This is a genomic window from Alicyclobacillus sp. SO9, from assembly GCF_016406125.1.
Lineage (GTDB): Bacteria > Bacillota > Bacilli > Alicyclobacillales > Alicyclobacillaceae > SO9.
Genome location: NZ_CP066339.1, coordinates 386,057 through 411,167, shown reverse-complemented (window position 1 = coordinate 411,167; position 25,111 = coordinate 386,057). Strand labels below are relative to the sequence as shown.

The following is a 25,111-nucleotide window of genomic DNA, read 5'->3' as shown; positions in this document are numbered from 1 at the left end:
TTTAGCCCACAACCTTCTTCAAGGCTTCGACAACTCTGGATTCTTCGAAGGGCTTCACGACGAAGTCAACTGCGCCCGCTTGAACCGCTTCAATCACCATGTTTTGCTGACCCATGGCAGATGCCATAATAATCTTGGAATTCGGATCCAGTTGTCGAATTTCCTTGAGCGCCGTCAGGCCGTCCTTTTCCGGCATAGTTATATCCAATGTGACAATGTCCGGATTAAGTGCCTTGAACTGCTCAAGCGCTTCATTTCCGTTGGCTGCTTCACCCACAACGGTGAATCCATTTTTCTCCAACATGTTTTTCATCATCATCCGCATAAAGGCTGCATCGTCTACAATTAATACATTGGCCATCACCCATTACCCCCTGAACAAAATTATTCTGTTACCCCATCTATCATTGTCGCCGCTGGTTGACTCGCACAATGCGAAGCAGGCGTTTGTATATAGATACCAACTCGTCAACCTTCTGTAATGAGCAGGCTAATTCTCATGTCACCCACACTCTCTACCGTTCCCGCCACTGACAAGGCTGTATGAAACCCGCTCAATTTGGTTTGCCCGACCAAAACCGTAGGCGGCGTTACCTCCAGCAGCATTCCTCGTTCTGACATGTTGGTACACATGTTTCCGCCAACCATGTTTCCTATTTCTCCTACGAATGACTCCAGCATCTCTCCCTCTAGAGCCATTCCGTACATCGAAGCGGCCAGTGTGGAGTAGACATCCCGTTTCGCTTCAATGATGAGCCGGCTTGGGTAGTCACCTGCAATGCCAATTAAGACGCCCATTTCCGGTTGGTGAATAGCATTTTTCAGTAATTCTGGAGCTCCAAGATTGACTGGTGATGAAATGACTGTGGTCACTGCGTCCAATGTGCTGTTTAAAATCTCCGTCACTACCGACGATAAGGCCGAATTTCCGCCCATTTCTATATGCCTCCCTCGTGCTGCGAGTAGAATGAATTGTCTTGTCACGATAATGACTACGCTGGGAAGCTGAGCATTAAATTCGTATGAGTGCTATGTACGACGTAGTCTATCAGCAGTTGCCCTGTATTCATCTCCCAAGGATTTGGATATAAAAAATAGCGCCTCAAACACAGGCGCATCTTTAGAGTAAATATACTCAGGCAACTCGGCCGGCATAGTACAAAAGTCCCTTAGCCCCGTAGCTTTGCGCCCCAATGTTTCCATTGGTATGCCGTTTTTCTGAAATTTTATCTCTATTATCCTGCATGATTTATCGAATTTTGTCAACTAAAATCATTTATCAAGACCTATTTTAAAAGGGGATCCGTTCAGTTTTCACCGTTTGAGCACAAACCTCTTCAAACGCAGACCTATTTACAAACGACTTGTTTTATGGTAGTGATGTTACAAGAGTCAAATGTTTGTCTTAAACTTCTGCGTCATCGACTGAACGTCTCACAAGACAATCCATCGACTTCTTGCATTCAATTTTTCAACTTCATTTTTCAACTTTACTTTGAACTTAAAATGAAAAGAGGTGAACATATTGCGGTTAAAGGCGAAGTTTTGGGCTCTGTTCTCCATCCTCGGTTTTTTTGCGGCAGTTAATGCAAGCGTTTGCACATCTCAGGCTGCATCTCAAATTTCTAAACAACAAGCGGAAAACATAGTTTCCAACGCATTTCACCCTGGATCTGTTGAGAAAGCCACAAAGATCTCCAATCAACAAAAGCTGCCGGAATGGAACATTTTATATGCAAACGGTTCCACTGCACTTGTGTCTATGTCCGGAACAGTTGAGCGGTTCTCTTCCATCGCTACTGCGGCCTCTGCCAAAGGAAAAACCACGAACAAACAGGCTGTGGCCATTGCCCGGAAACTGATTCAACAACTGGATCCGTCTCATTCCAAACTCGTAAAATTGGACCCTTTGCATCCAAATGTTTTAAAAGGTGCCCAATTTACTGTGAGTTTTACCAGAGTTGCCAACGGCATCCCGTTTCCGGCCAACGGTTTCAAGGTAGCCGTCAATAAAAACGGATCCATCGGATCGTACAGTCGTACCTGGTCAAACAGCGTGGCGTTCCCGGAGAAGAAAGGCGTACTGTCACAGCAAAACATCATCAATCACGCTGACAATTACCTGACTTCCAGTCCGCACGTAACCTTGTTTTACTACATGGTGCCGTGGAAAAAGACTCCTCAATTACTCGATCTCGTTCAGACCAAAGGCGGACAGGTAGCTCTCTACGCCAAAAACGGAACGCTGGTGACACCGCCAAACAGCAAGCAGTCATCCGTAGCTGTACACATCCCAATCTACAAGCAGGCCTGGTTCAAGTGGACGACAGTGGGTGTTGCATCGGTGCTCCTGGCCAGTGCCCTGTTTGGGGCGGGAGTCAAGTTTGGCCGGAGGAATTTAGGTCACGAAAATCCAAATCCGGCAGCGTAGGAATGTACAGAATACAACAACTTAAGGGCCATGCATTGTGGAGACTTTGCACAACAACCCCGTAACTGACTGGTCAGTTCCAGTCAATTTAGGGGGTATTTTTGATCTGGAAGGGGTCAGAAATGAAATGAAAATGAAAGGAAAACTCGGCAAGCTTTTGGGAAGTTCACTGCTCTTCTCAGTGGTTGCTGTCTCACTTTCCGTAACGCCTGCGTATGCATCAGACTACACAGGCAAAGTGATTTACCAAGTTGTCACCGATCGCTTCTATGACGGGAATACAAGCAATGATAATCCATCATCGAGCCCCAATCTGTTCAGTGCCAATCACAGCAACTGGAAGCTCTATTGGGGAGGAGACTGGCAAGGTATTGCAGACAAAATTCCTTACCTCGCGAACATGGGCGTAGGCGCCATATGGATTTCACCCCCGTATCAAAACATTAATGTACCGGCTGTCTACAACGGCGTGGATGAAGCAGGATACCACGGCTACTGGGGTATGGATTTTATGGTACCAGAGCCCCATTTCGGAGACTGGAGTGCCTTCGACAACCTTGTTAAGACAGCACATTCGTACGGCATCAAGGTCATTATCGATTACGCACCCAACCATACGAATCCCAACGATACCGGTGCATATGGCGCACTCTACGATAACGGAACAAAACTCGCTGATTACCAAAATGACCCCAATGGATATTTTCATCACAACGGAAGTATTTCGAATTACAACAACCTTTACGACGTAGAGTACAAGAACCTGTTTGACTTGGCCGATTTGTCTCAAGGGAATCCTAATGTCGACCAGTACCTCAAGTCAGCGATTGACACGTGGATGAGTCATGGCGTAGACGGCATTCGTTTGGATGCAGTCAAACACATGCCTGCAGGCTGGCTGAAAACCTTCGCCAACCACGTATACACCAATCACAACACATTTATTTTTGGCGAATGGGCCGACGACTCCAGTGCGACCTTGTGGCCGGAAGAAGTGAAATTTGCAAACACGACTGGAATTTCCCTATTGAACTTCAACTTGAATAATGCGATTCGCAGCGTCTTTGCCAACAACGCCAACATGAGCCAACTAAATGACGCCATCAACCAGGATGCAACGGAATTCACGTATCCAAACCAATTAGTCAATTTCTTCGACAGCCACGACGAACCGCGCTTTCTCAGTGTGAACAACAACAAAAACCTCTTCAACGACGCGCTCGTCTTTGAGTTAAACGCGCAAGGAATTCCGGACATCTACTATGGAGACGAACAATACCTCCACAATGACACCAACGGCGGTGGAGACCCGTACAACCGCCCCATGATGAACAGTTGGAGCGAGACCACGACTCCCTACAAAATCACGCAGGATTTGTCCAACCTGCGCAAACAGAATCCAGCTTTGCGCTTTGGCACAAGTACGCAAAGGTGGATGAATAACGATGTCTACGTTTACGAACGAAAGTTTTATAATTCCGTTGTTCTGACAGCCGTCAACAAGAGCACCACAACCTCCTACAATATCACCGGACTGGATACAGCCCTGCCAAGCGGTACGTACCAGGACGTTCTCGGCGGACTGATGGGCGGCCAAAGTCTGACCGTCAACAGTGGTTCAAGCGGCAACAACCCTGCCAATGCCTTCACCCTCGGGCCGAACCAAGCTGCCGTATGGTCATACACGTCTGCACCTTCCAAACCTGAAGTTGGCAATGTCGATCCCGTCAACGGCCAAGCAGGCAACACCATCACAATCGCCGGCGATGGGTTTGGCTCGACTCAAGGCACCGTCAACTTCGGCAGCACTCCTGCCCAAGTAGTGTCTTGGAGCAATACGTCCATCCAGGTAAAAGTGCCCAGCGTCACGCCAGGCAACCAGAACATATCTGTAGTTACCAGTTCCGGGACATCAAACGGCATTGTCTTCAGTGTACTCAGCGGCAAACAGGTACCCGTAAACTTTAAAGTCACCAACGCTTACCCAACCAGCTATGGCGACAACATTTACCTCAGCGGAAACACGCCCGAGCTTGGCAACTGGAGTACAAATACAGGCCTTGGAACGAACACCACCACCTCAGCGTGGGGACCCTTGCTCGATCCCAACAATCCAACTTGGTTCTCCATGGCCAGTGTTCCCGCCAACACAAATCTTCAATTTAAGTTCTTCGACTTGCAGGCCGGCGGAAGTGTCGTGTGGGAAAACGGATCGAACCATACCTATACCACCCCGACAAGCACGGAAAGCGATGTCACTGTCAACTGGCAGTACTAGAGTGCCAGAGTGCTTTGGACGCCCGGGCCGATCCGGTTGCCCGGGGCCGTTCGGCGCTGCCCGGCCGCTCGGGGCGCTCGGGGCGCAGCCCAGCCTCTGCCCAGCCTCTGCCCAGCCGCAGCCCAACCTCAGCCCAGCCGCCGATAAGCTCCTCTCGGATCGCTATTTCACCATTTGCACCGAAATTCGCCAAATTAAGCTCTTCTCGAATGCTTATCCGGCTCCAACACCCCTCTTTCGCACCCCTGGACCGCCGATAAGCTCTTCTCGGATCGCTATTTCACCATTTGCACCGAAATTCGCCGAATTAAGCTCCTCTCGAATGCTTATCCGGCCCCAACACCCCTCTTCCGCACCCACGGACCGCCGATAAGCTCTTCTCGGATCGCTATTCCCTCCTTCAACCCCCAAATGTTGAAGATAAGCGTTTCTCAAACGCTTATCCTCCACTCCATTACCAGCGCCGGGCCCGCGCTACTCACCTGCACCCCCGCACTCGCCGCTCCGGGCGCAGCCCAGCCTCTGCCCAGCCGCAGATAAGCTCCTCCCGGATCGCTATTTCACCATTTGCACCGAAATTCGCCAAATTAAGCTCTTCTCGAATGCTTATCCGGCCCCAACACCCCTCTTCCGCACCCCTGGACCGTCGATAAGCTCTTCTCGGATCGCTATTCGCTCCTTCAACCCCCAAATGTTGAAGATAAGCGTTTCTCAAACGCTTATCCTCCACTCCATTACCAGCGCCGGGCCCGCGCCACTCACCTACGCCCGCGCCACTCACCTGCACCCCCGCACTCGCCGCTCCAGCCGCAGTCCAGCCGCCGATAAGCTCCTCCCGGATCGCTATTTCACCATTTGCACCGAAATTCGCCAAATTAAGCTCTTCTCGAATGCTTATCCGGCCCCAACACCCCTCTTCCGCACCCCTGGACCGTCGATAAGCTCTTCTCGGATCGCTATTCGCTCCTTCAACCCCCAAATGTTGAAGATAAGCGTTTCTCAAACGCTTATCCTCCACTCCATTACCAGCGCCGGGCCCGCGCCACTCACCTGCACCCCCGCACTCGCCGCTCCAGCCGCAGTCCAGCCTCAGCCTCAGCCTCAGCCCAGCCGCCGATAGGCTCCTCCCGGATCGCTATTTCACCATTTGCACCGAAATTCGCCAGATTAATCTCTTCTCGAATGCTTATCCGGCTCCAACACCCCTCTTTCGCACCCCTGGACCGCCGATAAGCTCCTCTCGGATCTCTATTCGCTCCTTCAACCCCCAAATGTTGAAGATAAGCGTTTCTCAAACGCTTATCCTCCACTCCATTACCAGCGCCGGGCCCGCGCTACTCACCTGCACCCCACTCACTACTCACTTCTCCACTCTATTTCCTTTACTTCGGGACAGCCTCACTGTGTCGCACCACAGTAGGCACACTGTCATGTCTCACAATTCGCCCCCCAAAGCCGTCATTCTCAACCTAGGTTACCGCCGGACGTACTGGTGCTTTCTGTACTGGTCCCTCCCGCATTACTGCCGGACGTACTATTGCTCCCCGTACTGCTTCCTCCCGTATTGCTGCCCGAGGTAGTGTTGTTAGTGGCGTTGCTCCCAGGGGTCGTATTCGACACTCCCGATCCCGTCGGGTTCTGTGGAGTCCCTGAGGCGTTGCCGTTGTTGACCGAATTTCCTGCGCCTGCACCCGATGAGTTATCTGTGCTGTTGCCCTGGTTGCCCTGATTGCCGGAGGTTGTATTTGACGAATTATCGACTGTGTTTTGCGTCTGATTACTCGTCTGGTTACTCGTCTGATTGCTGGTCTGATTGTTCGTCTGATTATTCACCTGCGTGCCTGTAGAACCTGCCTCATTCGTCTGAGCGTTGTTCGTATAATGAAATGCCTGCGGCGTTTTTCCTTGTTCCGCGAGCCGAACCACATCAGCAAAGATCTTTGCCGCGTTAGCCGAAGGATCCAGCGGGGACATGGTCATGTGATGGGATGGTGACGACACATCGTATCCGATATGCACAGAGCCTACGAGATTCGGTGTATATCCATCAAACCACGCATCCCGAATCCAGTTCGGGTGATTATTTATCAACCCCGAGTCATACTGAACTGTTCCCGTTTTTCCGGCAACACCCCAACCGGACACGCGAGCCGAAGTCCCCGTTCCGTTATTGACCACAGTCTGCATCAGACTTGTCATAACGCCAGCTGTATGAGATGACATAATTTGCTTTGAGACCGGCTGAAAGGCGTACATCGTCTGATTGTCCTGATTTTTGATGCTGGTAATCAAATGAGCTTTCATTTGAACTCCGTTGTTGTCAAATGGAATGTATGCTTGAGCCATTTCCATGGGATTCACGCCGTACTCCATCCCGCCAATCGCCACACCTAAGTGTTGTTTGTCTTTTTTTGTTAATTCGATCCCGTCCTTGATTGCAAAACTGGTTCCAGTTTGAAGCCCGATTTGCTGTAACAGCCACACTGATGCGACGTTCTGAGACCACTGCAGCGCATATTTGAGTGTGACTTTCGCCGGCCCGTTCACCCCTTCCCAGTTTTGCGGTGTGTAGCCTCCACCAAAATCGTGGGGCCGATTATCGAGAATTGAGCTGGGAGTCCACTTTCCAGATTCAATCGCTGGCGCATACTCCATAACGGGTTTAATAGACGATCCCGGTGAACTGTTACTATAAATGCGATTAGTCCCCAAAGGTGCAAATCCGACCTTGCGCGATGGTGCAGCGCCAAGTACCCCTCCGCTCTTGGGATCAACAAAAACTCCTGCTCCTTCTACAGGCCCCGGGAAGTCCTTGTCATACTTGTTGTTCCAAAACACCTGATAAACCGCACTTTGTACTTGCGGATCAATTGTGGTGTAGATTTTTAGACCACCTTGCATCAGTTGCGCCTGTGAAATTCCAATCTTTTTTGCATCGTCGAAAAGGATATTCGTAAACAGTGGGTGCGTATTCCAGGACGGCGTCCCGTGAAAATGTACACCCAACGGCTTCTCTTCAGCTGCAGATGCCTGCGCTTGCGAAACGTAGCCGTATTTCACCATGTTTTGAAGTACTTGATTTCTTCTGTTCAGGGCTGCCTTCGGATGCGCCAACGGATCGTAGCCGGATGGAGCCTGAGGCAACCCCGCCAACAAAGCCGCTTCATCCAGTGTAAGCTGATTCGGGTGTTTGGCTAAATCCACGCCAAAATAGCGAAGGGCAGCCTGCCTTACACCCACTGAATTTTCCCCGAGAAAAACCTTATTCAAATACATAGTGAGAATTTGTTGTTTCGTGAAATACCGATTTAACTGAACACCCATCGCAATCTCTTTAAACTTATAGGAAAGAGACTTATCATCGTTCAGATAAACAATTTTAGCAAGTTGTTCCTCAATGGTGCTGCCACCCTGATTCCTGTTGCCTTTCAAGAGATCGACATAGGCGGACCGGAAAATACTCTTTAAATTGATACTCGAACCAGACCAAAAATTATGGTCTTCAGTAGCAACCAAGGCGTTTTGAAGGTTTTTTGGAATCTGCTCATACGTCAAATCTGCAGTATTGGTACCGATTTTCATATAAACATTCCCGTTTCTGTCGTAAACAACCGTTGGCCCCAACGGACTGGCCAACTTCGACACAGGAATAGGAGTCCTTTCAACGTAGGCCACAAAACCTCCAGCGAACAGGGCAATAGCAAAAATAAGTACACCAGTCACCGCAAGTACAGTCTTCTGCAATGCATTTAGCTTACGTCCAGATTTCTTCTTTTTTTGTTTCAACTTGGTTCCTCCCCAAGGCACGCATGAAATGAAACTAGTTTTAGATGAAGCGATATTCAACTAACAGTTTATGAAGAACGGGTAGGAGAGAATACATTAAAATGATGATAGTGGGGGTCGTTCATCTGTCTTTCCGACACGAACTAATCAGTTGGAGGATACTCACCTTTCGCGTTTTAAAGTAGTACAAGACAAAAAAGTCACACAGAGCAAATAGAATCGCTCTGATAACACGCCATCACGATTTTGGTCTGTTTTATACGAGTAACTGAAAGCAACGAAAACGAACTAGACGGAATCATCCTTTTCCGGAGTCTTGGGACGATGCGGTGTTTGCACCGGTTCCTCTCGCACCTTAAATCCAGCACGCAAACCAATCACATCAAAGTCTAGGCTTGTCTGTAATTTTATCCGACAACCGACTTCGAGCGCAAGCTTCCCAAGGCGCCGCCGTTGCCTCTGGAATTGAGGTCTGTTTGGCTGTAAAACCAGCGGTTGTTCGGATTGATGCTGTCTCAGCAGCCCTATGTATTCCACACAAGCTCTTGAAAGCGTCGCATTTGACACAAAATATCCTCCCCTCACGGTTTTACAGAGAGAATAGCTCAACCATCGCAAAAAGGGTGTCAGAATACGTTGTCCCATAACCAGAACCTTCGTCGAAACTTGTCGATCCCGCTAACCCTGTCCGTTGTCGATCCGGATAATCCTGTCCATTGAAACAAACCGAATGACACCGGCAGCGTAAGCTATTCCAGTACTCACTGCTGCAATACTCACTATTCCATTTCACATGATTGGCTGTGGCATAAATCTATAAAAACAGCCCCCTAGCTATGTAAGGTCGGGGGCTGGTTCTGTTGCTCTATGCTGATACCAAAATTACCGCTGGTCGTTTCATATGTGTTCTCAACGCCTCCCGGCGTTTCAGTAGCTGTATTTATGGCAAACTGTGCACTCAGTTTATCGATTCAGCTTGGCTTCAAGTCGCTTTGTCATAGACCGGAACTTCCAGTTCATCAGAACAACACCGAACAGGATTGCGGCAGTACCAATCGTCGCAATCATTACCGTTTCCACCTCCACACCTGAAGTATTTGCGGCCGCCCCACCTTCGCGATCCGCCTCGACAGCCACATTTGCCATCTCTCCTGAGTCATATATTACTCGCGGAATGTTGCAGAGAGATTGATGAGATTTGTTTTTTTTGTGGAGAACACCATATTATTTACTGAAATGATTTTAATGGTTTCAAAGCCCCAGGTAGTTTTTCTGGAAACGTCAACTTGTGCTTATGAGCCATATCATTCTCTCCCAATCTAATGACGGAGTGCCAAGATGCCGCACTCTCCTCCACCTCTCTACCACGGTCTCCGGATGGCCAATCAGAATATCTTCTGCTGTCAGTGGTCTCAATGATCTGTCATTTGACCTGTCGTCACATACCGTAGCTAGAAACATCGTTGAACTGATTCCCAAATTGGCTGTGGTACAGTTCCGCGTAGAAACCGTTTTTCTGTAACAGTTCACTATGGGTCCCCTGTTCGATAATTGCTCCTTTGTCCATGACTAAAATGAGATTCGCGTCGCGAATTGTAGAGAGACGATGGGCAATGATGAAATTGGTTCTGCCTTTCATCAACGCTTGCATCGCGTTTTGAATTTGGACTTCTGTCCTTGTATCCACACTGCTTGTCGCTTCGTCAAGAATGAGGATGGGCGGATCTGCCAGAAAGGCTCGGGCAATGGTAAGCAGTTGTTTCTGACCTTGAGACAAGTTTGAGGCTTCCTGGTTAATGACCGTCTCATACCCATCAGGAAGCGTAAGAATAAAGTGATGGGCATGGGCGGCCATGGCAGCCTGAACAATTTCATCCTCGGTTGCATCAATGCGTCCGTACGCAATGTTTTCACGGATTGTACCATGAAAGAGCCACGTATCCTGCAGCACCATACCAAAGAAACCGCGCAGTTGGGATTTCCGCAACTCGGCTATATCCACACCGTCCACAGTTATGCTTCCGCTGTCAATTTCGTAGAAGCGCATGAGCAGGTTAACCAGTGTTGTTTTCCCCGCCCCGGTTGGACCCACAATTGCTACCGATTGTCCAGGTTTTACCCTAATACGGATATTCCTTAGCAACGGCACATCTTGATTATAACTAAAGGAGACATCGTGAAACTGTACATTCCCTTGAACAGCAAGGTTCTCCACCATCTGCCCGGCACCGGCCGCTTCGTTGGCAGCTGTGTTTGCCGCTTCGTTGGCAATCAACTGGTCACTGTCTTCTGGTTCATCCAACACTTCAAAGACTCGTTCAGCAGATGCAATCGTAGATTGAATGATGTTCGCGATGTTGGCAACCCGGGTAATCGGTTGTGAAAACTGCCTGGCGTATTGAATAAACGCCTGAATATCCCCAACTTGTATAGACCCTCGAGTCACCAATACACCTCCGACGACGCACACTAAAACGTACCCAATGTTGCCGATGAAGGACATGAACGGCATTATCATTCCGGAAATGAATTGAGCTTTCCAACCGACTTCATACAACTGCTTGTTCTTGCTCTTGAACTTGCGAATGGAATCTTCTTCACGATTAAATGCTTTCACAATATCGTGGCCTGTGTACACTTCCTCCACATGTCCATTCAGTTCTCCGATGAGCTTTCGTTGGTCCATAAAGTAGCGCTGTGATTTGGATGCAATCTTGACGGTAATTAGAAAACTAAATGGCAGCGTGACAATGACAATGAGGGTCATAATCCAACTGATGGACAACATCATCACAATGACACCCACCAGCGTTACAATGGACGTGACCAACTGGACTAGACTTTGTTGCAATGTGCTGCTGATGTTATCCATATCATTGACAACGCGGCTTAGGATTTCACCGTGACTGCGATTGTCGAAGAACTTCAGCGGAACTCTTGCCAGCTTTGCCTGCAGTTCTTTTCGCATTTGATAGACAATTCGTTGGGCTACGCCCGCCATGACATACTGTTGGACATACCCGAAAACCGCACTGAACAGGTACAGTACACCCAAAATCAGCAGCATCCGCCAAATGTAGGGGAAGTCAAGGGTCATACCTGGTGTTCCTCGCAGTTTCAGCATCATACCCGAATACAACTTTGTTGTTATCTGTCCCAGCAGTTTCGGACTGATAATGGTAAACACAGTACTAAAAATAGATGTAATGAAGACAACGCTCAAAGCCATCCGGTGTTGTCCGAGATAAGACAACAGTCGCTTTAGTGTCCCTCTGAAGTTTTTCGCTTTCTGAACCGGCATGCCTCCGCCAGGTGGACCAAAGCCCCCTGGTCCCATGCCCCGATTTCTCATTCTTGCGGACCCGGACTGGTTCATCGCCTGATTGCTGCTCTGATTGCTGCTAACATTACTGCCTTTTTTGCCAGTCATCACGCTGTTCCCTCCCGCGCCAACTGGGATGCCACAAGCTCGCGATAGACACCGCAACTCTCCATTAAATCGCTGTGTTTCCCAATGCCTGCAACTCTGCCTTCGTCAAGTACAACAATCTTATCTGCGTTTAAAATCGTACTGACCCTCTGAGAGACGATAATGACCGTAGCGTCACCGGTTTCGCGAAACAGGGCTGTTCGCAGCAGCGCATCGGTTTTTGCATCGAGAGCTGAAAAACTGTCGTCGAATATGTAGATGTCCGGTCGACGAACCAATGCTCTGGCAATGCTTAGGCGCTGCTTTTGTCCGCCGGACAGGTTGCTTCCGCCTTGGGTTATCACGGCATCATATCCCTCCGGCATCTCCTGAATAAACTCATCAGCCTGTGCCACGTGTGCCGCGTGCTGTATTTCTGCCATCGAAGCAGTTTCTCTCCCATAGCGAATGTTGTCGGCTACGGTTCCTGTAAAAAGCAAGGCTTGTTGGGGAACGAATCCGATTTTTGATCGCAGTTCTACCTGTGTCAGTTGGCGAATATCCTCCCCGCCTAGAAGGATGTGTCCGCTGCTTGCATCGAAGAGACGAGGCAGCAGTCTCACGAGGGTAGATTTTCCACATCCTGTTCCGCCGATGACAGCAGTCACTTTCCCAGACTCGGCACGAAACGTCACGTCCTTTAATGCAGCAGCTTCCGCCCCAGGATATTGAAAGCTGACGTTACGAAACTCTACTTCACCGGTGCTGTCGGGGGAAAGTGGGAGGGGATTGACGGGATCGGCAATATCAATATCCGTATGCAACACCTCGTTGATCCGGACCGCCGAAACCGCCCCTCTGGGGATCATGACAAACATCATGGAGACCATAATTAAAGAGAACATAATCTGCATTGCATATTGAATAAAGGCCATTAAATCGCCAACCTGCAGTTGCTGCACATTAATCAGACGGCTCCCAAACCAGACAATCGCAATCGTTGAGAAGTTCATCAATACCATCATGACAGGCATCAGCAGAGACATAATGCGATTTACGCGAACCGCTGTATCAGCCAAGTTCTCATTGGCTTCGTCGAACCGCTCCTCCTCTCTCGCCTCCCGGTTAAAAGCCCGGATAACCCTGATGCCGGTCAAGCCTTCCCGAACCACTAGATTCAGTCCGTCCATCCGTTTCTGCAACAGCCTGAACAACGGAAGGCCGGAACGGGTTATCAGCCAAATAGATACACCGAGGATGGGGATGACCGCAAGTAAAATCAGGGACAGTCGCCCATTTTTCATAACAGCCATGAGGATACCGCCAATGCTCATCATAGGCGCCATAATCATCATTCTTAGTATCATTGTCAGCACTTGCTGCAACCTCGTAATGTCATCTGTGGTGCGTGTGATGAGGGATGCCGTACCAATGGTGTCAAATCCTTGTCTTGAGAAAGATTCAACATGTGTAAAAACATCATTCCGTAGCACCATACCGAATCCGCTGGACACTTTAGCCGAGTAATAACTTGCAACTATCGAAAAGGCGACGCCTAAAGCCGAAACCAGAAGCATCCACAAGCCAACATGCACGATGTAGGGCACATTTGTTTTCACAATACCGATGTCCACAATGTTTGCCATCAGTGTAGGCAGATACAAGTTGGCCAGTGTCTGTAAAAAGGTGAGGACAAGTACAAATATAACTGCCCCCTTATACGGCTTCAGCAGTTTCCAAAACAGTTCCCACACATCTTCACTTCCTCGCTGAGTGCACTTCACTACTTCACTACCAAACTCCACTATATCCCACCCGTATGTTTCTACTCAACTTGGAGAACCTCCTATCAGAGGTTGGTCAACAATTTGGACAGTTTAGACCATCACACCGTTGCATGGGAGGCGATATCGTTTGAGTCAACGCAAGCTTTCAGGAGCCACGCTGTCCATTGCAGCTCTCATGTTCTTTTCATCTTCACTAGTGCCTGTGACCTATGCAAAGCTGAAGTCGGCACAGAGTGAAACAATCACATTTCACGTCATCTCAACGGGCCAAAAGGATATTTCAGGCGCAAGAGTTTCGTGCATCAATCCCGATGGAAAGGTACTTCAATCTGGTCTAACCAACCAGCATGGAGATTGGACAGCGAATTTGCAATTAAAACAAGACCCCAGATTCAACAAAGCGGAGAAAATGGGAACCATTACAGCTATGGCGGTAGCAAAAGGATACAACGAATCCGTTGTGTTTGACGTACCCGTTATAAAACAGGGACAGCAGCCGATTACGATGAAGAAACTTGGGCCCAATAGTGAAAATCAACCAAGCTACAGCATCGGCAACATACACCGCTTGGATATTATGAGAATGGTGGACAGGTACGCGAACCAGTTGCATCTGCAACGACAGTCTCCTGTTCCAGGTGATTACGGCTATGCCCCATGGGGACCAAATGAGGAAAAATAGGCAAAAACGAGACGAGGTGATAGTTTATGTTCAAACAATCTGCATTGTTCAAACCACGTAGGTTATTCAAAGTATCTGCATTGTTGAAGCCATCTACAGTGAAGAAATCCACCGGAACGGCTGCACTAATGAGTCTCTGTCTCTGTACATTCATACCTTTACACGCCAATGCCCAAACCTTGAAAACCATTGACAACACAAAATACCCGAACAGAATTCGCGTGGCAATTCGAGCCAACAATAATCCCAGCGGAAAAATCCTGTATGTTCAAACGGTATCATTCAAATCGTACTGTAAGGACGTTTTGCCAAATGAATGGATGCCAGGATGGAATCAAAATGCATTGAGGGCTGGTGCCATTGCCGTAAAAATGTTTGGATGGTATCACACCTTACATCCGGTTACGGAAAGCGGGAAAACTTTCGATGTAGACAACACAACCAATTTCCAAGAATACAAGTACAAAACTGCAACTCCAGCAACCAATAGAGCAGTGGATGCCACCTGGAATCTTGTGTATGTCCCAGCAAACAAGGAAATTAAAAAGCTGGAGTATCGCGCCGGAATTCCAAACAATCCGAACTGGTCCTTTGTAGGAGCAGACCTGATGTCACAATGGGGATCGCAGTATTGGGGCACAACTGGGAAGAAGAAATACCTGCCCATTCTCGGACTGTTTTACCCAAAACACAATTCACAGACAGTTTAAACAGGCAGACTGATAAAGACCGCTATAAGGAGAAAGGCAACAGCAGAAAAGCAAAAGGAAAACACTCCTTTGCGACTGTAATTTCATGAATTCAATGAATTCCCGTCATGTAACAGATTACTCTGTGTTGCCCGTCTCCGTTGTTCGTATGGGGACATGGTTTGCCGACGCCCACTGGCGGATTTGTGGGCCCACGCTTTTACTCTCAGAGTTTGAATAAGAAAGACGAACCGGAATGAGCGACTCGCGGAAAACAATCTTGAAGGAGCATTCTGCATCGTCAAGAAAGATGTAGTCTATGTCCCTGGCATCTACCGTTCGCTTCGCAAATCGCAGAGAATGGGATTCAAACCTAAGTCTTCGATATCGTGAGATGAATCGAAAACGTAAGATCAGCCAGAGAATCAGCGTTACCAGCCCCAGATGCAACACTAATGATTGATGATTCGGTTGCCCGGCAATATCAGCCGCTACAAATAAAATCAGCAATAACATGGTAAAAGCTCGAAACGTCGCACCAGCATTAACTCTGTATTCCAATACAATCCCGCCTTACATGAAACTGATTCTGAAACGACTATAGCAGAGTTAGTTTCATAAGTCTGTCGAAATGTAACACTATGTTCGACACATAATTATGGACAAAAAGCTACAGAAATTGTGAAGTCATGTGAACGGGCAATGACAAACACATGTCATTCATCGTACTTATAGAACCCTTCACCACTCTTACGACCCAGCCTGCCTGACTTCACATACTTCTCAAGAAGTGGAGCCGGCTTAAACTTTTCCCCAAGTTTTTCATGCAAGTACTGCATGTTGCGAAGACGAACATCAAGACCCACCAAATCTACCAGTTCCAAGGGTCCCATTGGGTAATTCAGACCCAGCCTGAGAGCCTTATCGATATCCTTTGCTGAAGCAACGCCTTCCTGCAGCATTACCATGGCTTCGTTTCCAACCAGACAATTGATACGACTGGTAATAAAACCAGGGAATTCATTCACCTCAACCGTTTCCTTACCCATCTCTTGTGCGACGGTGCGCGCCAGATTGTAAGTCTCATTAGATGTATCCAGGCCGCGAACAATTTCTACTAATTTCATTCTGTGCACCGGATTGAAAAAATGCATTGCAATCGTGCGGTCGGGACGATTTGTTCCAGCACCAATTTCAGTCGGACTCATGGTCGATGTGTTAGTCGCCAGCACCGTGGTGGAACGGCACACTTCATCCAAGGTTTTGAAGACGTCCAGCTTGACACTAAGAATCTCGGGAACTGCTTCAATAACAAAGTCTGCATCAGAAGCGGCCTTGGCAAGATTGGAAAACAGACTTACTCTGGAGAGAACACGCTCTTTTGACTCCTTCAGCCTGCCCCTCTCTTCATCACGCTTCAACCTTCCCTCCATGAACCCCTTTGCTTTATCCAACTGTTCTGCTTGATTGTCAAAAAGCATTACTTCAAACCCAGACGCCGCCGCTGTGTAAGCAATGCCTTGACCCATTGTTCCCGCGCCTACAACTGTAAGTTTGTTAACATTCAAATTTTTTGGCTCCTTGTTGTTTGGTGCAAAGGTGTAAGAATTCCAAAATTCCCAAAGGCTTGTTCTATATTTCTCTAGGAGCTGTTCATATTCCTCCAGCCAGTCCAGCACGGTTTAATGTGTGAAACTTAAAACAGGATTCATCTGTGATGCAGTCGAATTTAACGTCAAAGTTCCCTGTTACGACAGAAATCGACAAGCAGAGATGGCAAGGAAGTGAGATGAGTCTATGATGTTCGCACGCCGCAGATCACTGACTCCCTGTGAAATCAAGATGCAAAGAGTCACTGCAGACCTTGAAGAACAGAAGTTCCAGACTTTCCAGCAAGAGATTGTGCAGATGAGCGCGGACCCGTGTGACAAACGGATCCACGGAATAGAGATTTTAAATAGACCTATGCTGGGCACAGAGTTCTCGAGCACTGAAGAATTTTTTTCATTCAGCGCCTCCCATGGACGAAGTCAGGAACTGGATGTTTATACACTACAGCTAGGTTTGGAGCGCTTCGCCGAGTCGGGAATAGCAGAGAACAAACGAAATAACAGGCATGTGTTTCTCAATGTACACTTGTCGACCCTGTTTTCAGAAGAATGGAACCGCTGGTTAGCAGATTTTCCGATTGCCCCAGACATGATTGTACTGGAGTTGTCGGAACGCGAAGGGCTGGACACCTATTCTAAAACTGACGTTGAATCCGTGATTCACACTTTGCAGCATACAGGTATGAAAATAGCTGTAGACGATGTGGGAATGGGTTACTCTGGACTTCACACGTTGGCGATGGTAAAACCAGACTACGTAAAGATAGACCGACAACTGGTATCTCATATAGACGCAGACCCCTATCGACAACACATGATGACATCACTAGTCGACTACTGGCGCGAGGAAAGAGTTTACGTCATTGCTGAGGGGATTGAGCGGAAAGAAGAGGCTCAATTCTTCTCTCAGATTGGCACATCCCTAGCGCAAGGATATTATTTCCACAGACCGGAGGTCATCTAGAGGTCTCGTTTTACTGAAACAGCTTTAGATGATGAGGCAGACTTTGACACTTGGACTGGATTTACTGCTCACAATGAAGGTCCAGAGATGCTGATTGAAGAGCCCGCTGTTATGTTCATTTCGGCTTATTACCTTTCACTCTTCAGTCCCTTTACAAATTGCTTGTCACTTGACCGTGAAACGTAAAAATCTTCACCTCAGCACCATCGAAAGTCGTGGTCTTGACACTTGGGGAGGAGATAGTCGTCCCGTCGATTACCATGGCTTTCGTCAGATTGTGATAAGCGTTGAGAGCGACTCCAGAATTTGTTGAAAACGACACACTCTGATGGTTTTTATCGTAGCGTTGCCCCGTAAGAGATGGTGTAATTTGCATTGAAGCAAAGACAGATTGTGAAAAGCCTTTAGGAATGCGTCCTGAACACGATGTTGCGCAGTGGCCAAGTCTTGAACGTAGGAGTCTGCCAGTCGAACCAACCGTTCCGTATATTGTGCAACCCATAGTCGTAGCTGCTGTTCAGAATCCAACTAAGCACTCCGCTTTCACAGATATGATGCAAGTCAACATGGTTTTGTTACAGAAATGTAGTTTAAGAAAATAGCGCAGTATGTCATCCCGCGTTATTCATGTGAAAGTTACTAAGAGCAATGACAGGGCCACGATTTCCGCATGGAAATCGTGGTATTACGCACAAGATACATTGAATTGGGAAAGTCAGCACTTCAAAACTCTTGATTATGGAACGGCCGGGTATCAATACTACAACTCCGTACAGCCTTATTTGTTGTATATTTCCGAGGGGTTGAACTCAATTAATAAGAATTTGTCCTCCATTAACGGAAAAAGTATTGGTCCTTCCGATTGGACTTGAGTAGTAACGAAAAACAGGAAGTTTTGTTGATTAGCCCGCAACTTACCGAGCAGGCATTCCATAATTCAATTGGCACATGGACTCAAAACATCAAGAAGGCCGTCCCTAGCGAAAACGTCCAACCGATTTTAACCACTATGCAACAGACCGTTGATGAATCGAAGCATTCAATTGCTCAAGCTCAAGTGTCTCTTAAGGAGCTTCTAGGGACAACGATTATAGCGAAAGATGCCGCTAGCGGGAAGGTCACTGTCTTAGCGTTGGGGCCTACGACGTTGACTATATCCCGAGAATCACATTTTCACTTGAAGCATGCATCAGCTAACAACCAAAATTCACTCTGGAGCAGGTTGTTTGGGAATGACAATCACTCGCTTCCGCCGTGGCTCATATTCCTTATCTCAGGTCTCGGTATAGCTGGTGGCTTGATTACAAATTCTCGTCAAAGAAAAAGAGAGAAAAGAGATTGGGTGGAATTCGGGAAGAAGGTGGATGAATATATAGACAGTATCGGGAAGAACGGTAAAATGCTCAACGAATATTTCTCAATTGATGATTTGCTCAAACGGATCAAGAACGGAAATGCTAAGGGGACTCGTCGCAAATTGATGAAATATCTTAGGCGAACGAGAACTTTAGAAACCTTAGAGAAAGTAAGCAAAATAGGCGGATATGTGGGGGATGTGGTGAGTGTTGTGCCGGCAACAATCGACGCCTGGAAAGAGATTCACTCAAACGATTCCGCTCAAACCAAGACGAAAGTTGTCCTGAATGATACTGGTCGCGCAGTAGGGAGTGTTGCCGGGGGTATAGTAGGTGTAAGTGCCGGTGGGGAGATTGGAACTGTAATTGGAGGTATCCTTGGGACCCTAATTGAACCTGGTGGCGGTACGGTCGTTGGAGCTGCGGCTGGCGACTTTATTGGGTCCGCAGTAGGCTCTTTTGTTGGAGGACACTACGGTGCTGTCATAGGTGGGCATCTTGGCAATGCCGTCCCTTGGGTTCAACATCATTCTGTTTCTCTGTGGAAAAGTGTCAAACACTTGTTCTAATACCCGGGATTCTTTAAGACGAGGAGGCGGATTCATTGCGTTGCAAGTTTTGTGGAACCGCCGGAAGCAGAAACAGCGGAGTATGACCGTTGCATGAGAGTTTTGGCGTAGATAGTACGATGGATACACCTACCTCGATGATTCTGCAGAATTGTCGGGGCTTAAGCAGGTAGTGCCAGTGTGACACTTCTAGCACTTATCTATTTCTTCAAAAATATGTTTTTCTGGTGAGGTTCCGAACGCGAGCCGGCCTCTTATATATAAATCACACGAGGGCCGCCCAATGGTGCTCAATTCACAGGACAGTCCCCGTTATCAGCTCACTCTAACCGTTCAACCTGGCTTTGTTACTTCACTGCTGCAGACACAGTCCATTTGGCCCCGCTCACATCCTGAACTGTGACAACCGCTTGGCCAGCCTTTTGCACGGCCGACTGCGCAGCCGCGTTCAAAGGGAGGTCTACTTTAGCCTTGGCGGCCAAAGGTACAATCAGGCCCCAGGGTCCTGTATGGACATGCTGAAACTTTGAGATGTTCGTGATGTCCCCCTTAGAAACCTTCGCCAGCACGGTAGGAGTCCACGTCTCAACTGGATTGGCGGTCCCAGGTACAGAGACAGCAACTTTCTCCACAAAAGAACCATAGGTATCAGGCCCGTTGGGTCTGTATAATGCCAGATTCAGTTGATTGTTCTTGATGGTGGTCCCTTGAAGTGTGACCATGGGTTTTTTGTTATAGTTGTTCAGCTTACCCCACAATCCGTGGTGAAAGTACTGGTATGTGAACAGGGTGAAGAATACTCCGACAAGTAACATTGCGATGCCTTGCATGCGTACCCGACTTTTAACTTTCACATCCGGATTTATTGCCACGTTCCCCTCTGTCTCTTGCACAGGTGTATGGATTGTCATGGTTATCCCTCCATCATTTCAGTCAAGACAGTTCAATCAAGGCAGTTCAATCAAAAATGAGTCCCTGTCTCTTGGTCATGTTGCCAAAGCAGACGCTCACACACCGTCTCTACAGCAGGGAGATGTGAAACTTGCCAAGCTTCAACTTTCCGTCCCAATGGCGGCGAATCCAATGGTCTACGCCAAATTTGCCCGATCCCGCAAACATAAAGACCATAGCAGCAATCCCCTCGACCGTGCCAATCTGCCACTCGTCTACACAGCTCGTGCCCATCCAACCGGATCCAAGTAAAATCATAAGACTCAGCATAGCTCCGCCAAATCCCGCAAGTTTGGTCAGGGTTCCAGTAATCAGGAAGAGGCCCACCAGCAATTCCACAATTGAAAAGAAGGTAAGGAACCCGAACGTCGTATTGGGATGCTGGATAATCACACTCAGAATCGGCTTTACCGGCCAAATCGCATGCGGGTAAAACGTACTAAACTTGTGCCCTAGAAATGCAGGTGAAGCAGGATTCATCTTGGCCGGAGCATTAATGTATCTACGAATAAATGCAGAAAGAAATTGAAAGCCAATGACAAATCGTAAGGCCCATAAATAACTCATGGGTGCAAACTCAGGAGATTTTGTTTCAGACCTTTCTCTCTCTTTACTCTCATACCGGATGTGGCTCGCCACAGTTCCCATGTTTCATCTCTCCCCTCAGGTCTGTTCAGTCAACCATTGCTCGCGTTGACCTTGAGGAGAAAGTAGCATTACGTCGTTCTGATATTCCATTGGTTAGGGTTCTTATTTTTTCTAAGACCTTCGAGTGAAAGATAGGGTTACACAGAAAGAGATAACAAAGTCAAAAAGCAAGGGTTCTTACCGTGCTTTAAAGAGGATGTGTGGAATCGCCAAGATTGCTTTCCCAGATGATGTTATGATTGGACAAAAGGAGGTCAGACCTGATGCGAAGCAAATTACCACATGAAGTGGCCTCTCGAACGGTTCCCACCAAGGAAGGTACAGTCCGAGTGCTAGCGCGCCAAACGTCCACAGAGTCGCCTTGGCTCATACTCAGTCCAGGTCAAGGTGATGCAGCAGAATCCCTGCTCATCGCGTTCGAGTTAGTGGCTAATCAAGACCTTAATATTGCTGTGTTCGATCCACCTGGTCACGGATTATCCGATGACCCCCGCACGGACTATTCGCCAAACAGTCAACTGGTAGTCTGGACGGCCCTGTTAGACTATCTCCAAGCGAACCAAGCTTTCATTGGGGGCTATTCCTATGGAGCATATTCAGCCTGCATGTGCAGTCCTGCTTTATCCACAAGAATCAAAGGGCTGGTGCTGATAGAGGGTGGCTACCTAACTTTACAGCAAGGAAGACATGCGCAAAGATGGCCTTTCAACATTTCAACGGCATGCACCACAGGCCCGAATCGTACCTATCCCGAATTGTGGACATACCATCAAAGAACACCTTCCCTTCGTCATGGACGAAACCCTCCAATTTATTTCTACCTGCTTCCCTGTCTAAACACTCTTTTCAACAGAGAGCAAACGGTGGTCGTGGGCCCAGTGAACGAGATCGTCCTTGGTGTGAACACCAGCTTTTCGCATGATGCTCGCCACATGTGCCCGGACCGTCCCCGGACTGACTTGCAACTGCTCGGCAATCTGCCTGTAGGACTGTTCCTCAACTGCCATCTCAAGAACTTCCAGCTCCCGCGACGTAAACAAATCTGCGATTGCTTGTCTCTCAGCAATGGCATCTGCCAGGTGCTGCCCAATTTCCCTCCCCTTTGCCAAACTTGCTTGCTCGCAGATCTCTTCAAGCATGGGATTTATCTTTTTTTGCTGTATGAAAGCCTTGTCAATACCGCTGGAAGACAGCGTGGCCGTCACCATTTCGGCTAACGTAGCCTTCAGGTCTCTCTGTTGTAGCACAATCTCTCTCTGGAGTTCTTCCATGCGCTTAATTTCCAGCCCCAACAGTCCCATCACAAGACTTGCGGTACAAATCATGATGGCCCAATTAGGGTGAATAAAGTGATACTTATAATAAACGGTGGACATTCGCACAACCAGCATCAACGCCTCAGCGATAAACGCTCGAAGAAAAACCCTATAGCCGAACAACACAAACACTTCGGCCAGCGCCGACGGAGCGAGCATCATAGCCGGTATATGAATGTTTTGAAGAACTAACAGATAAAATGCAGCCGCATAAATGACATCGCGCACTGCCGCAAACTTGTAATCGATTAAGCCAGGCTTCCAAATCAACTGTATGATACCGCCTATGAAATCCAGCAGACTCAAAATGAAAAAGCCCAACAACCAAAAGTGCGGGCCCTGATTTGATACAAGCACAGCAAGAATAATGAGGGGAAACGTAGCACGAATTAAAAACAGGCGAGACAGTGCACTTCGTTTGAAGACCACATTCGTCACTCCGATATTGAGTGAGCCCAGGTACAGCCCCTATTCAGGTTGTTAGCAGCGTCGAAATTGCAGCTCGCACCCGGAAGTTCACCCATTTTCATTACCCCTATTATGTCTCGTTTTTCACTTAGACCGCACTAGCCCGGCAGGACCATTTTCAGTGTGGCCCGGAACGACCACTCGATACATCAGGTTGGACAGTTTATATGCCAAGATACTAATATTACGCGTCCTTGGCGAGCGAGAGCTCCTTGGCACTGCCTTTATCAAGTACAAAAATGACGTCGCGGTGCAGTTGCAGAATGCTGGCTGGAATGTCTGTACGAACTTCCCCGCGGATGGCCTTTGCTACAATATGTGCCTTTTCTTCACCGAACGCCATCAGAACAATTTGACGAGCCTGGAGAATGGCTTGTACACCCATGGTAATGGCTCTCGTCGGGACTTCGGAAACATCGGCAAAGAAGCGGGAATTACTGCGGATTGTTTCCTCGCTGAGTTCAACCACGTGCGTGCGGGAGACGAGGAGGTCATCCGGTTCGTTGAAACCAATGTGTCCGTTTACCCCAATCCCGAGAATTTGTAGGTCAATCGGGTATTCCCGAATAATTTCGTCATAACGACCGCATTCAGCTGCCAAATCTGGAACAGATCCGTCGGGAATGAACACCTGGCTTTCAGGAATGTTGACGCGGGAGAAGAGGTGCCGCTTCATGAAGGCATGATAGCTTTGTTCGTGATGAGGCGGTAGCCCAATGTATTCGTCCAGATTGATAGTGGTTATGTGAGATAAGTCCAGCCCGCACTGCACCAGTCGAACCAGTTCGCGATAGAATGGAATGACAGTACTTCCGGTGGCCAGCCCTAAGACGGGATGGGCGGCGCCCATAATCGCTCGCTCGGCAAGAGAGGCTGCGTAGAGACCTGCTTCGTCCTGATTGTCAAAAATGCGGATTACCATGGGAAACCTCCTCGTATCATAGTAATAGAAGTTCTTTTTCATCACTTTTTAGTGTTCATCAGTCTGACCGGGCTGATGTGCTGCGAATTAAACCGAACATGGCTATGAGTCCCAGCACGCAAATGGCTGCGGCAAAGCCGTAGAGTCCTCGCGGCCCGAATTGATTGAGGACAACGCCGCCGATTAAACTTCCAATAATCGCCGATAAGCCCATATTCACCGAGTTATATACGGTCTGCGCGGTGACTTGGTTATCCCGTGCACTCGCTTGTGCAGCCATGGACACCCCAGCTGTAAAGGTCAGGGTGAACGAAAGCCCGTGGGATAGTTGCATCATGACGATAACCCAGGTTGGAGGTTCAAAACAGAGCACAATCCACCGCAACAGAAATATTGCCCCGCCCAGCAAGAAAATCCGTTCTGCACCGTACTTGCCGATAAACCTGCCGATAATAAAAAAGAACGGCAGCTCGCTCAATGCGCCCAGTGCATAGATGATACCGAGCCAGCCCATAGGCCGACCCAGAGCATGGTAATAAAGAGTGAAGAAGTTACTGTTCACAGCTTGACTAATAGTAATCAGCAAGGTAAAACACAGAATCAGCAAGAATTTCTTGTTACTCAGCAGAACAATCATACCCGAAAACAGAGCAGGTCTCTGATGCCCAGAGTGCATTTTTGCAGGCTTCGGATAAAAGATGAGTCCGAACAGAGCCAGCACGACGGTGAAACCATAAACAACGGAAATCTCTGAGACACCATAGTGCTTATATAATGCAGCGGCAATGGCTGCCGCGATGGCGTAGCCAAGGGATCCAAATAATCGAATCTTGCCGTAGTGACCTGTTCCGGCTGTCTCAATCGTCATACTGTCTGCAACAGGAACAGCCACGGATTGAAACACAGCAAGCACGGCTGTGCCCAGCACATACACAGGAAACGAGTGCAAATGTGGATACAAAAGTAGTGTAATGGCCGGAACAACCAGCGCCAAAAAGATGGTTGTCTTTTGAATTTGCAGCCTGTCATTCATCATGCCCCACAAGGGCTGCATCAGAATGCCGCCAAGGGGTATGACTGCCAGTACCATTCCTACTTGTTCGCTGCTTAGTCCGCGCGATGCCAAATACAAATTGAAGTACGGTGCAAACACCGCGATGGTTGTGTAAAAGAAGAAATAATAGAGCGACATTCGTGCATAAGTCTGTCTCGCCATGTTGGCTATAATCCCGCCTTTAGGCCTTCG

Annotated in this window: 24 protein-coding genes, 1 pseudogene and 1 riboswitch; of the genes and pseudogenes, 7 read left to right on the top strand and 18 right to left on the bottom strand. The window is 48.2% G+C overall.

The window, feature by feature from the left end:
• Position 1: 1 nt before the first annotated feature.
• Entirely contained in the window at positions 2–361 is a 360-nt protein-coding gene (locus GI364_RS01765) for a response regulator (protein ID WP_198852023.1), read from the bottom strand.
• A gap of 107 nt (positions 362–468) precedes the next feature.
• The gene (locus GI364_RS01760; RefSeq protein WP_198852022.1) at positions 469–936 is read right to left on the bottom strand and encodes a chemotaxis protein CheX; all 468 of its coding nucleotides are present in this window, start codon (positions 934–936) and stop codon (positions 469–471) included.
• 199 nt (positions 937–1,135) lie between these two features.
• Positions 1,136–1,222: riboswitch (cyclic di-GMP riboswitch) on the bottom strand.
• A gap of 303 nt (positions 1,223–1,525) precedes the next feature.
• Between GI364_RS01760 and GI364_RS01755 the strand changes: the two genes are divergently transcribed.
• Both GI364_RS01755 and GI364_RS01750 read left to right on the top strand, forming a co-directional pair.
• Positions 1,526–2,431 (top strand): YcdB/YcdC domain-containing protein, encoded by a 906-nt coding sequence (locus GI364_RS01755; protein ID WP_198852021.1) that lies wholly within the window; start codon positions 1,526–1,528, stop codon positions 2,429–2,431.
• A 127-nt stretch (positions 2,432–2,558) separates the two neighbouring features.
• On the top strand, positions 2,559–4,709 hold the full coding sequence (locus tag GI364_RS01750) for an alpha-amylase family glycosyl hydrolase (protein ID WP_198852020.1): 2,151 nt from the start codon (positions 2,559–2,561) through the stop codon (positions 4,707–4,709).
• A gap of 213 nt (positions 4,710–4,922) precedes the next feature.
• Here the strand turns inward: GI364_RS01750 and GI364_RS01745 are convergent, their stop codons facing one another.
• From GI364_RS01745 to GI364_RS01710, 8 genes are all read right to left on the bottom strand, one after another.
• Complete coding sequence (locus tag GI364_RS01745; RefSeq protein ID WP_198852019.1) at positions 4,923–5,144, bottom strand: hypothetical protein; 222 nt, start codon at positions 5,142–5,144, stop codon at positions 4,923–4,925.
• A 43-nt stretch (positions 5,145–5,187) separates the two neighbouring features.
• On the bottom strand, positions 5,188–5,712 hold the full coding sequence (locus tag GI364_RS01740) for a hypothetical protein (RefSeq protein ID WP_198852018.1): 525 nt from the start codon (positions 5,710–5,712) through the stop codon (positions 5,188–5,190).
• 43 nt (positions 5,713–5,755) lie between these two features.
• Positions 5,756–6,004: a hypothetical protein gene (locus tag GI364_RS01735; protein ID WP_198852017.1), complete on the bottom strand. Its 249-nt coding sequence runs from the start codon at positions 6,002–6,004 to the stop codon at positions 5,756–5,758.
• A 169-nt stretch (positions 6,005–6,173) separates the two neighbouring features.
• Entirely contained in the window at positions 6,174–8,495 is a 2,322-nt protein-coding gene (locus GI364_RS01730) for a transglycosylase domain-containing protein (protein WP_198852016.1), read from the bottom strand.
• Between the two features lie 288 nt (positions 8,496–8,783).
• Positions 8,784–9,062 carry a hypothetical protein gene (locus GI364_RS01725; RefSeq protein ID WP_198852015.1) on the bottom strand — a complete coding sequence of 93 codons (279 nt, stop codon included), beginning with the start codon at positions 9,060–9,062 and terminating at the stop codon, positions 8,784–8,786.
• Between the two features lie 396 nt (positions 9,063–9,458).
• Positions 9,459–9,641: a hypothetical protein gene (locus GI364_RS01720; protein WP_233095972.1), complete on the bottom strand. Its 183-nt coding sequence runs from the start codon at positions 9,639–9,641 to the stop codon at positions 9,459–9,461.
• Positions 9,642–9,933: 292 nt separating this feature from the next.
• On the bottom strand, positions 9,934–11,847 hold the full coding sequence (locus GI364_RS01715; protein ID WP_198853808.1) for an ABC transporter ATP-binding protein: 1,914 nt from the start codon (positions 11,845–11,847) through the stop codon (positions 9,934–9,936).
• 77 nt (positions 11,848–11,924) lie between these two features.
• Positions 11,925–13,658 (bottom strand): ABC transporter ATP-binding protein, encoded by a 1,734-nt coding sequence (locus GI364_RS01710; protein ID WP_198853807.1) that lies wholly within the window; start codon positions 13,656–13,658, stop codon positions 11,925–11,927.
• Positions 13,659–13,818: 160 nt separating this feature from the next.
• Between GI364_RS01710 and GI364_RS01705 the strand changes: the two genes are divergently transcribed.
• Positions 13,819–14,373 carry a hypothetical protein gene (locus GI364_RS01705; protein WP_198852013.1) on the top strand — a complete coding sequence of 185 codons (555 nt, stop codon included), beginning with the start codon at positions 13,819–13,821 and terminating at the stop codon, positions 14,371–14,373.
• A gap of 26 nt (positions 14,374–14,399) precedes the next feature.
• Positions 14,400–15,083, top strand: a complete 684-nt coding sequence (locus GI364_RS01700; RefSeq protein WP_233095971.1) for a SpoIID/LytB domain-containing protein — start codon at positions 14,400–14,402, stop codon at positions 15,081–15,083.
• Between the two features lie 117 nt (positions 15,084–15,200).
• On the opposite strand, the gene GI364_RS01695 is transcribed toward GI364_RS01700, so the two are convergent.
• Both GI364_RS01695 and GI364_RS01690 read right to left on the bottom strand, forming a co-directional pair.
• On the bottom strand, positions 15,201–15,623 hold the full coding sequence (locus GI364_RS01695; protein WP_198852012.1) for a hypothetical protein: 423 nt from the start codon (positions 15,621–15,623) through the stop codon (positions 15,201–15,203).
• A gap of 155 nt (positions 15,624–15,778) precedes the next feature.
• Positions 15,779–16,630: a 3-hydroxyacyl-CoA dehydrogenase NAD-binding domain-containing protein gene (locus tag GI364_RS01690; protein WP_198852011.1), complete on the bottom strand. Its 852-nt coding sequence runs from the start codon at positions 16,628–16,630 to the stop codon at positions 15,779–15,781.
• Between the two features lie 229 nt (positions 16,631–16,859).
• Between GI364_RS01690 and GI364_RS01685 the strand changes: the two genes are divergently transcribed.
• Positions 16,860–17,636: an EAL domain-containing protein gene (locus GI364_RS01685; RefSeq protein WP_198852010.1), complete on the top strand. Its 777-nt coding sequence runs from the start codon at positions 16,860–16,862 to the stop codon at positions 17,634–17,636.
• A 151-nt stretch (positions 17,637–17,787) separates the two neighbouring features.
• Here the strand turns inward: GI364_RS01685 and GI364_RS01680 are convergent, their stop codons facing one another.
• Positions 17,788–18,138, bottom strand: a complete 351-nt coding sequence (locus GI364_RS01680) for a hypothetical protein (RefSeq protein WP_198852009.1) — start codon at positions 18,136–18,138, stop codon at positions 17,788–17,790.
• A gap of 396 nt (positions 18,139–18,534) precedes the next feature.
• Here GI364_RS01680 and GI364_RS01675 point away from each other — a divergent pair, with 396 nt between their 5' ends.
• The gene (locus tag GI364_RS01675) at positions 18,535–19,560 is read left to right on the top strand and encodes a DUF456 domain-containing protein (RefSeq protein WP_198852008.1); all 1,026 of its coding nucleotides are present in this window, start codon (positions 18,535–18,537) and stop codon (positions 19,558–19,560) included.
• Between the two features lie 347 nt (positions 19,561–19,907).
• On the opposite strand, the gene GI364_RS01670 is transcribed toward GI364_RS01675, so the two are convergent.
• Positions 19,908–20,471, bottom strand: coding sequence for a TQO small subunit DoxA domain-containing protein (locus GI364_RS01670; RefSeq protein ID WP_198852007.1), 564 nt, complete (start codon positions 20,469–20,471; stop codon positions 19,908–19,910).
• A 109-nt stretch (positions 20,472–20,580) separates the two neighbouring features.
• Positions 20,581–21,159 carry a TQO small subunit DoxD gene (locus tag GI364_RS01665; RefSeq protein ID WP_198852006.1) on the bottom strand — a complete coding sequence of 193 codons (579 nt, stop codon included), beginning with the start codon at positions 21,157–21,159 and terminating at the stop codon, positions 20,581–20,583.
• Positions 21,160–21,422: 263 nt separating this feature from the next.
• Here GI364_RS01665 and GI364_RS25285 point away from each other — a divergent pair.
• Positions 21,423–21,875 (top strand): annotated as a pseudogene (locus tag GI364_RS25285) (alpha/beta fold hydrolase); the annotation flags it as partial.
• Positions 21,876–21,992: 117 nt separating this feature from the next.
• On the opposite strand, the gene GI364_RS01655 reads toward GI364_RS25285, so the two are convergent.
• From GI364_RS01655 to GI364_RS01645, 3 genes are all read right to left on the bottom strand, one after another.
• Positions 21,993–22,904 (bottom strand): helix-turn-helix transcriptional regulator, encoded by a 912-nt coding sequence (locus GI364_RS01655; RefSeq protein ID WP_198852005.1) that lies wholly within the window; start codon positions 22,902–22,904, stop codon positions 21,993–21,995.
• A 223-nt stretch (positions 22,905–23,127) separates the two neighbouring features.
• Positions 23,128–23,865 (bottom strand): glucosamine-6-phosphate deaminase, encoded by a 738-nt coding sequence (nagB, locus tag GI364_RS01650; protein WP_198852004.1) that lies wholly within the window; start codon positions 23,863–23,865, stop codon positions 23,128–23,130.
• A gap of 58 nt (positions 23,866–23,923) precedes the next feature.
• Positions 23,924–25,081: an MFS transporter gene (locus tag GI364_RS01645; protein WP_198852003.1), complete on the bottom strand. Its 1,158-nt coding sequence runs from the start codon at positions 25,079–25,081 to the stop codon at positions 23,924–23,926.
• Positions 25,082–25,111 lie beyond the last annotated feature (30 nt).

Excerpts from the sequence above, each read along its gene's own strand:
- nagB (WP_198852004.1), bottom strand. The coding sequence starts at position 23,865 with ATGGTAATCCGCATTTTTGACAATCAGGACGAAGCAGGTCTCTACGCA.
- GI364_RS01750 (WP_198852020.1), top strand. The coding sequence starts at position 2,559 with ATGAAAATGAAAGGAAAACTCGGCAAGCTTTTGGGAAGTTCACTGCTC.
- GI364_RS01645 (WP_198852003.1), bottom strand. The coding sequence starts at position 25,081 with ATGGCGAGACAGACTTATGCACGAATGTCGCTCTATTATTTCTTCTTT.
- GI364_RS01665 (WP_198852006.1), bottom strand. The coding sequence starts at position 21,159 with ATGGGAACTGTGGCGAGCCACATCCGGTATGAGAGTAAAGAGAGAGAA.
- GI364_RS01765 (WP_198852023.1), bottom strand. The coding sequence starts at position 361 with ATGGCCAATGTATTAATTGTAGACGATGCAGCCTTTATGCGGATGATG.
- GI364_RS01715 (WP_198853808.1), bottom strand. The coding sequence starts at position 11,847 with ATGAGAAATCGGGGCATGGGACCAGGGGGCTTTGGTCCACCTGGCGGA.
- GI364_RS01760 (WP_198852022.1), bottom strand. The coding sequence starts at position 936 with ATGGGCGGAAATTCGGCCTTATCGTCGGTAGTGACGGAGATTTTAAAC.
- GI364_RS01670 (WP_198852007.1), bottom strand. The coding sequence starts at position 20,471 with ATGACAATCCATACACCTGTGCAAGAGACAGAGGGGAACGTGGCAATA.
- GI364_RS01685 (WP_198852010.1), top strand. The coding sequence starts at position 16,860 with ATGATGTTCGCACGCCGCAGATCACTGACTCCCTGTGAAATCAAGATG.
- GI364_RS01700 (WP_233095971.1), top strand. The coding sequence starts at position 14,400 with ATGTTCAAACAATCTGCATTGTTCAAACCACGTAGGTTATTCAAAGTA.
- GI364_RS01680 (WP_198852009.1), bottom strand. The coding sequence starts at position 18,138 with ATGGGTTGCACAATATACGGAACGGTTGGTTCGACTGGCAGACTCCTA.
- GI364_RS01720 (WP_233095972.1), bottom strand. The coding sequence starts at position 9,641 with ATGGCAAATGTGGCTGTCGAGGCGGATCGCGAAGGTGGGGCGGCCGCA.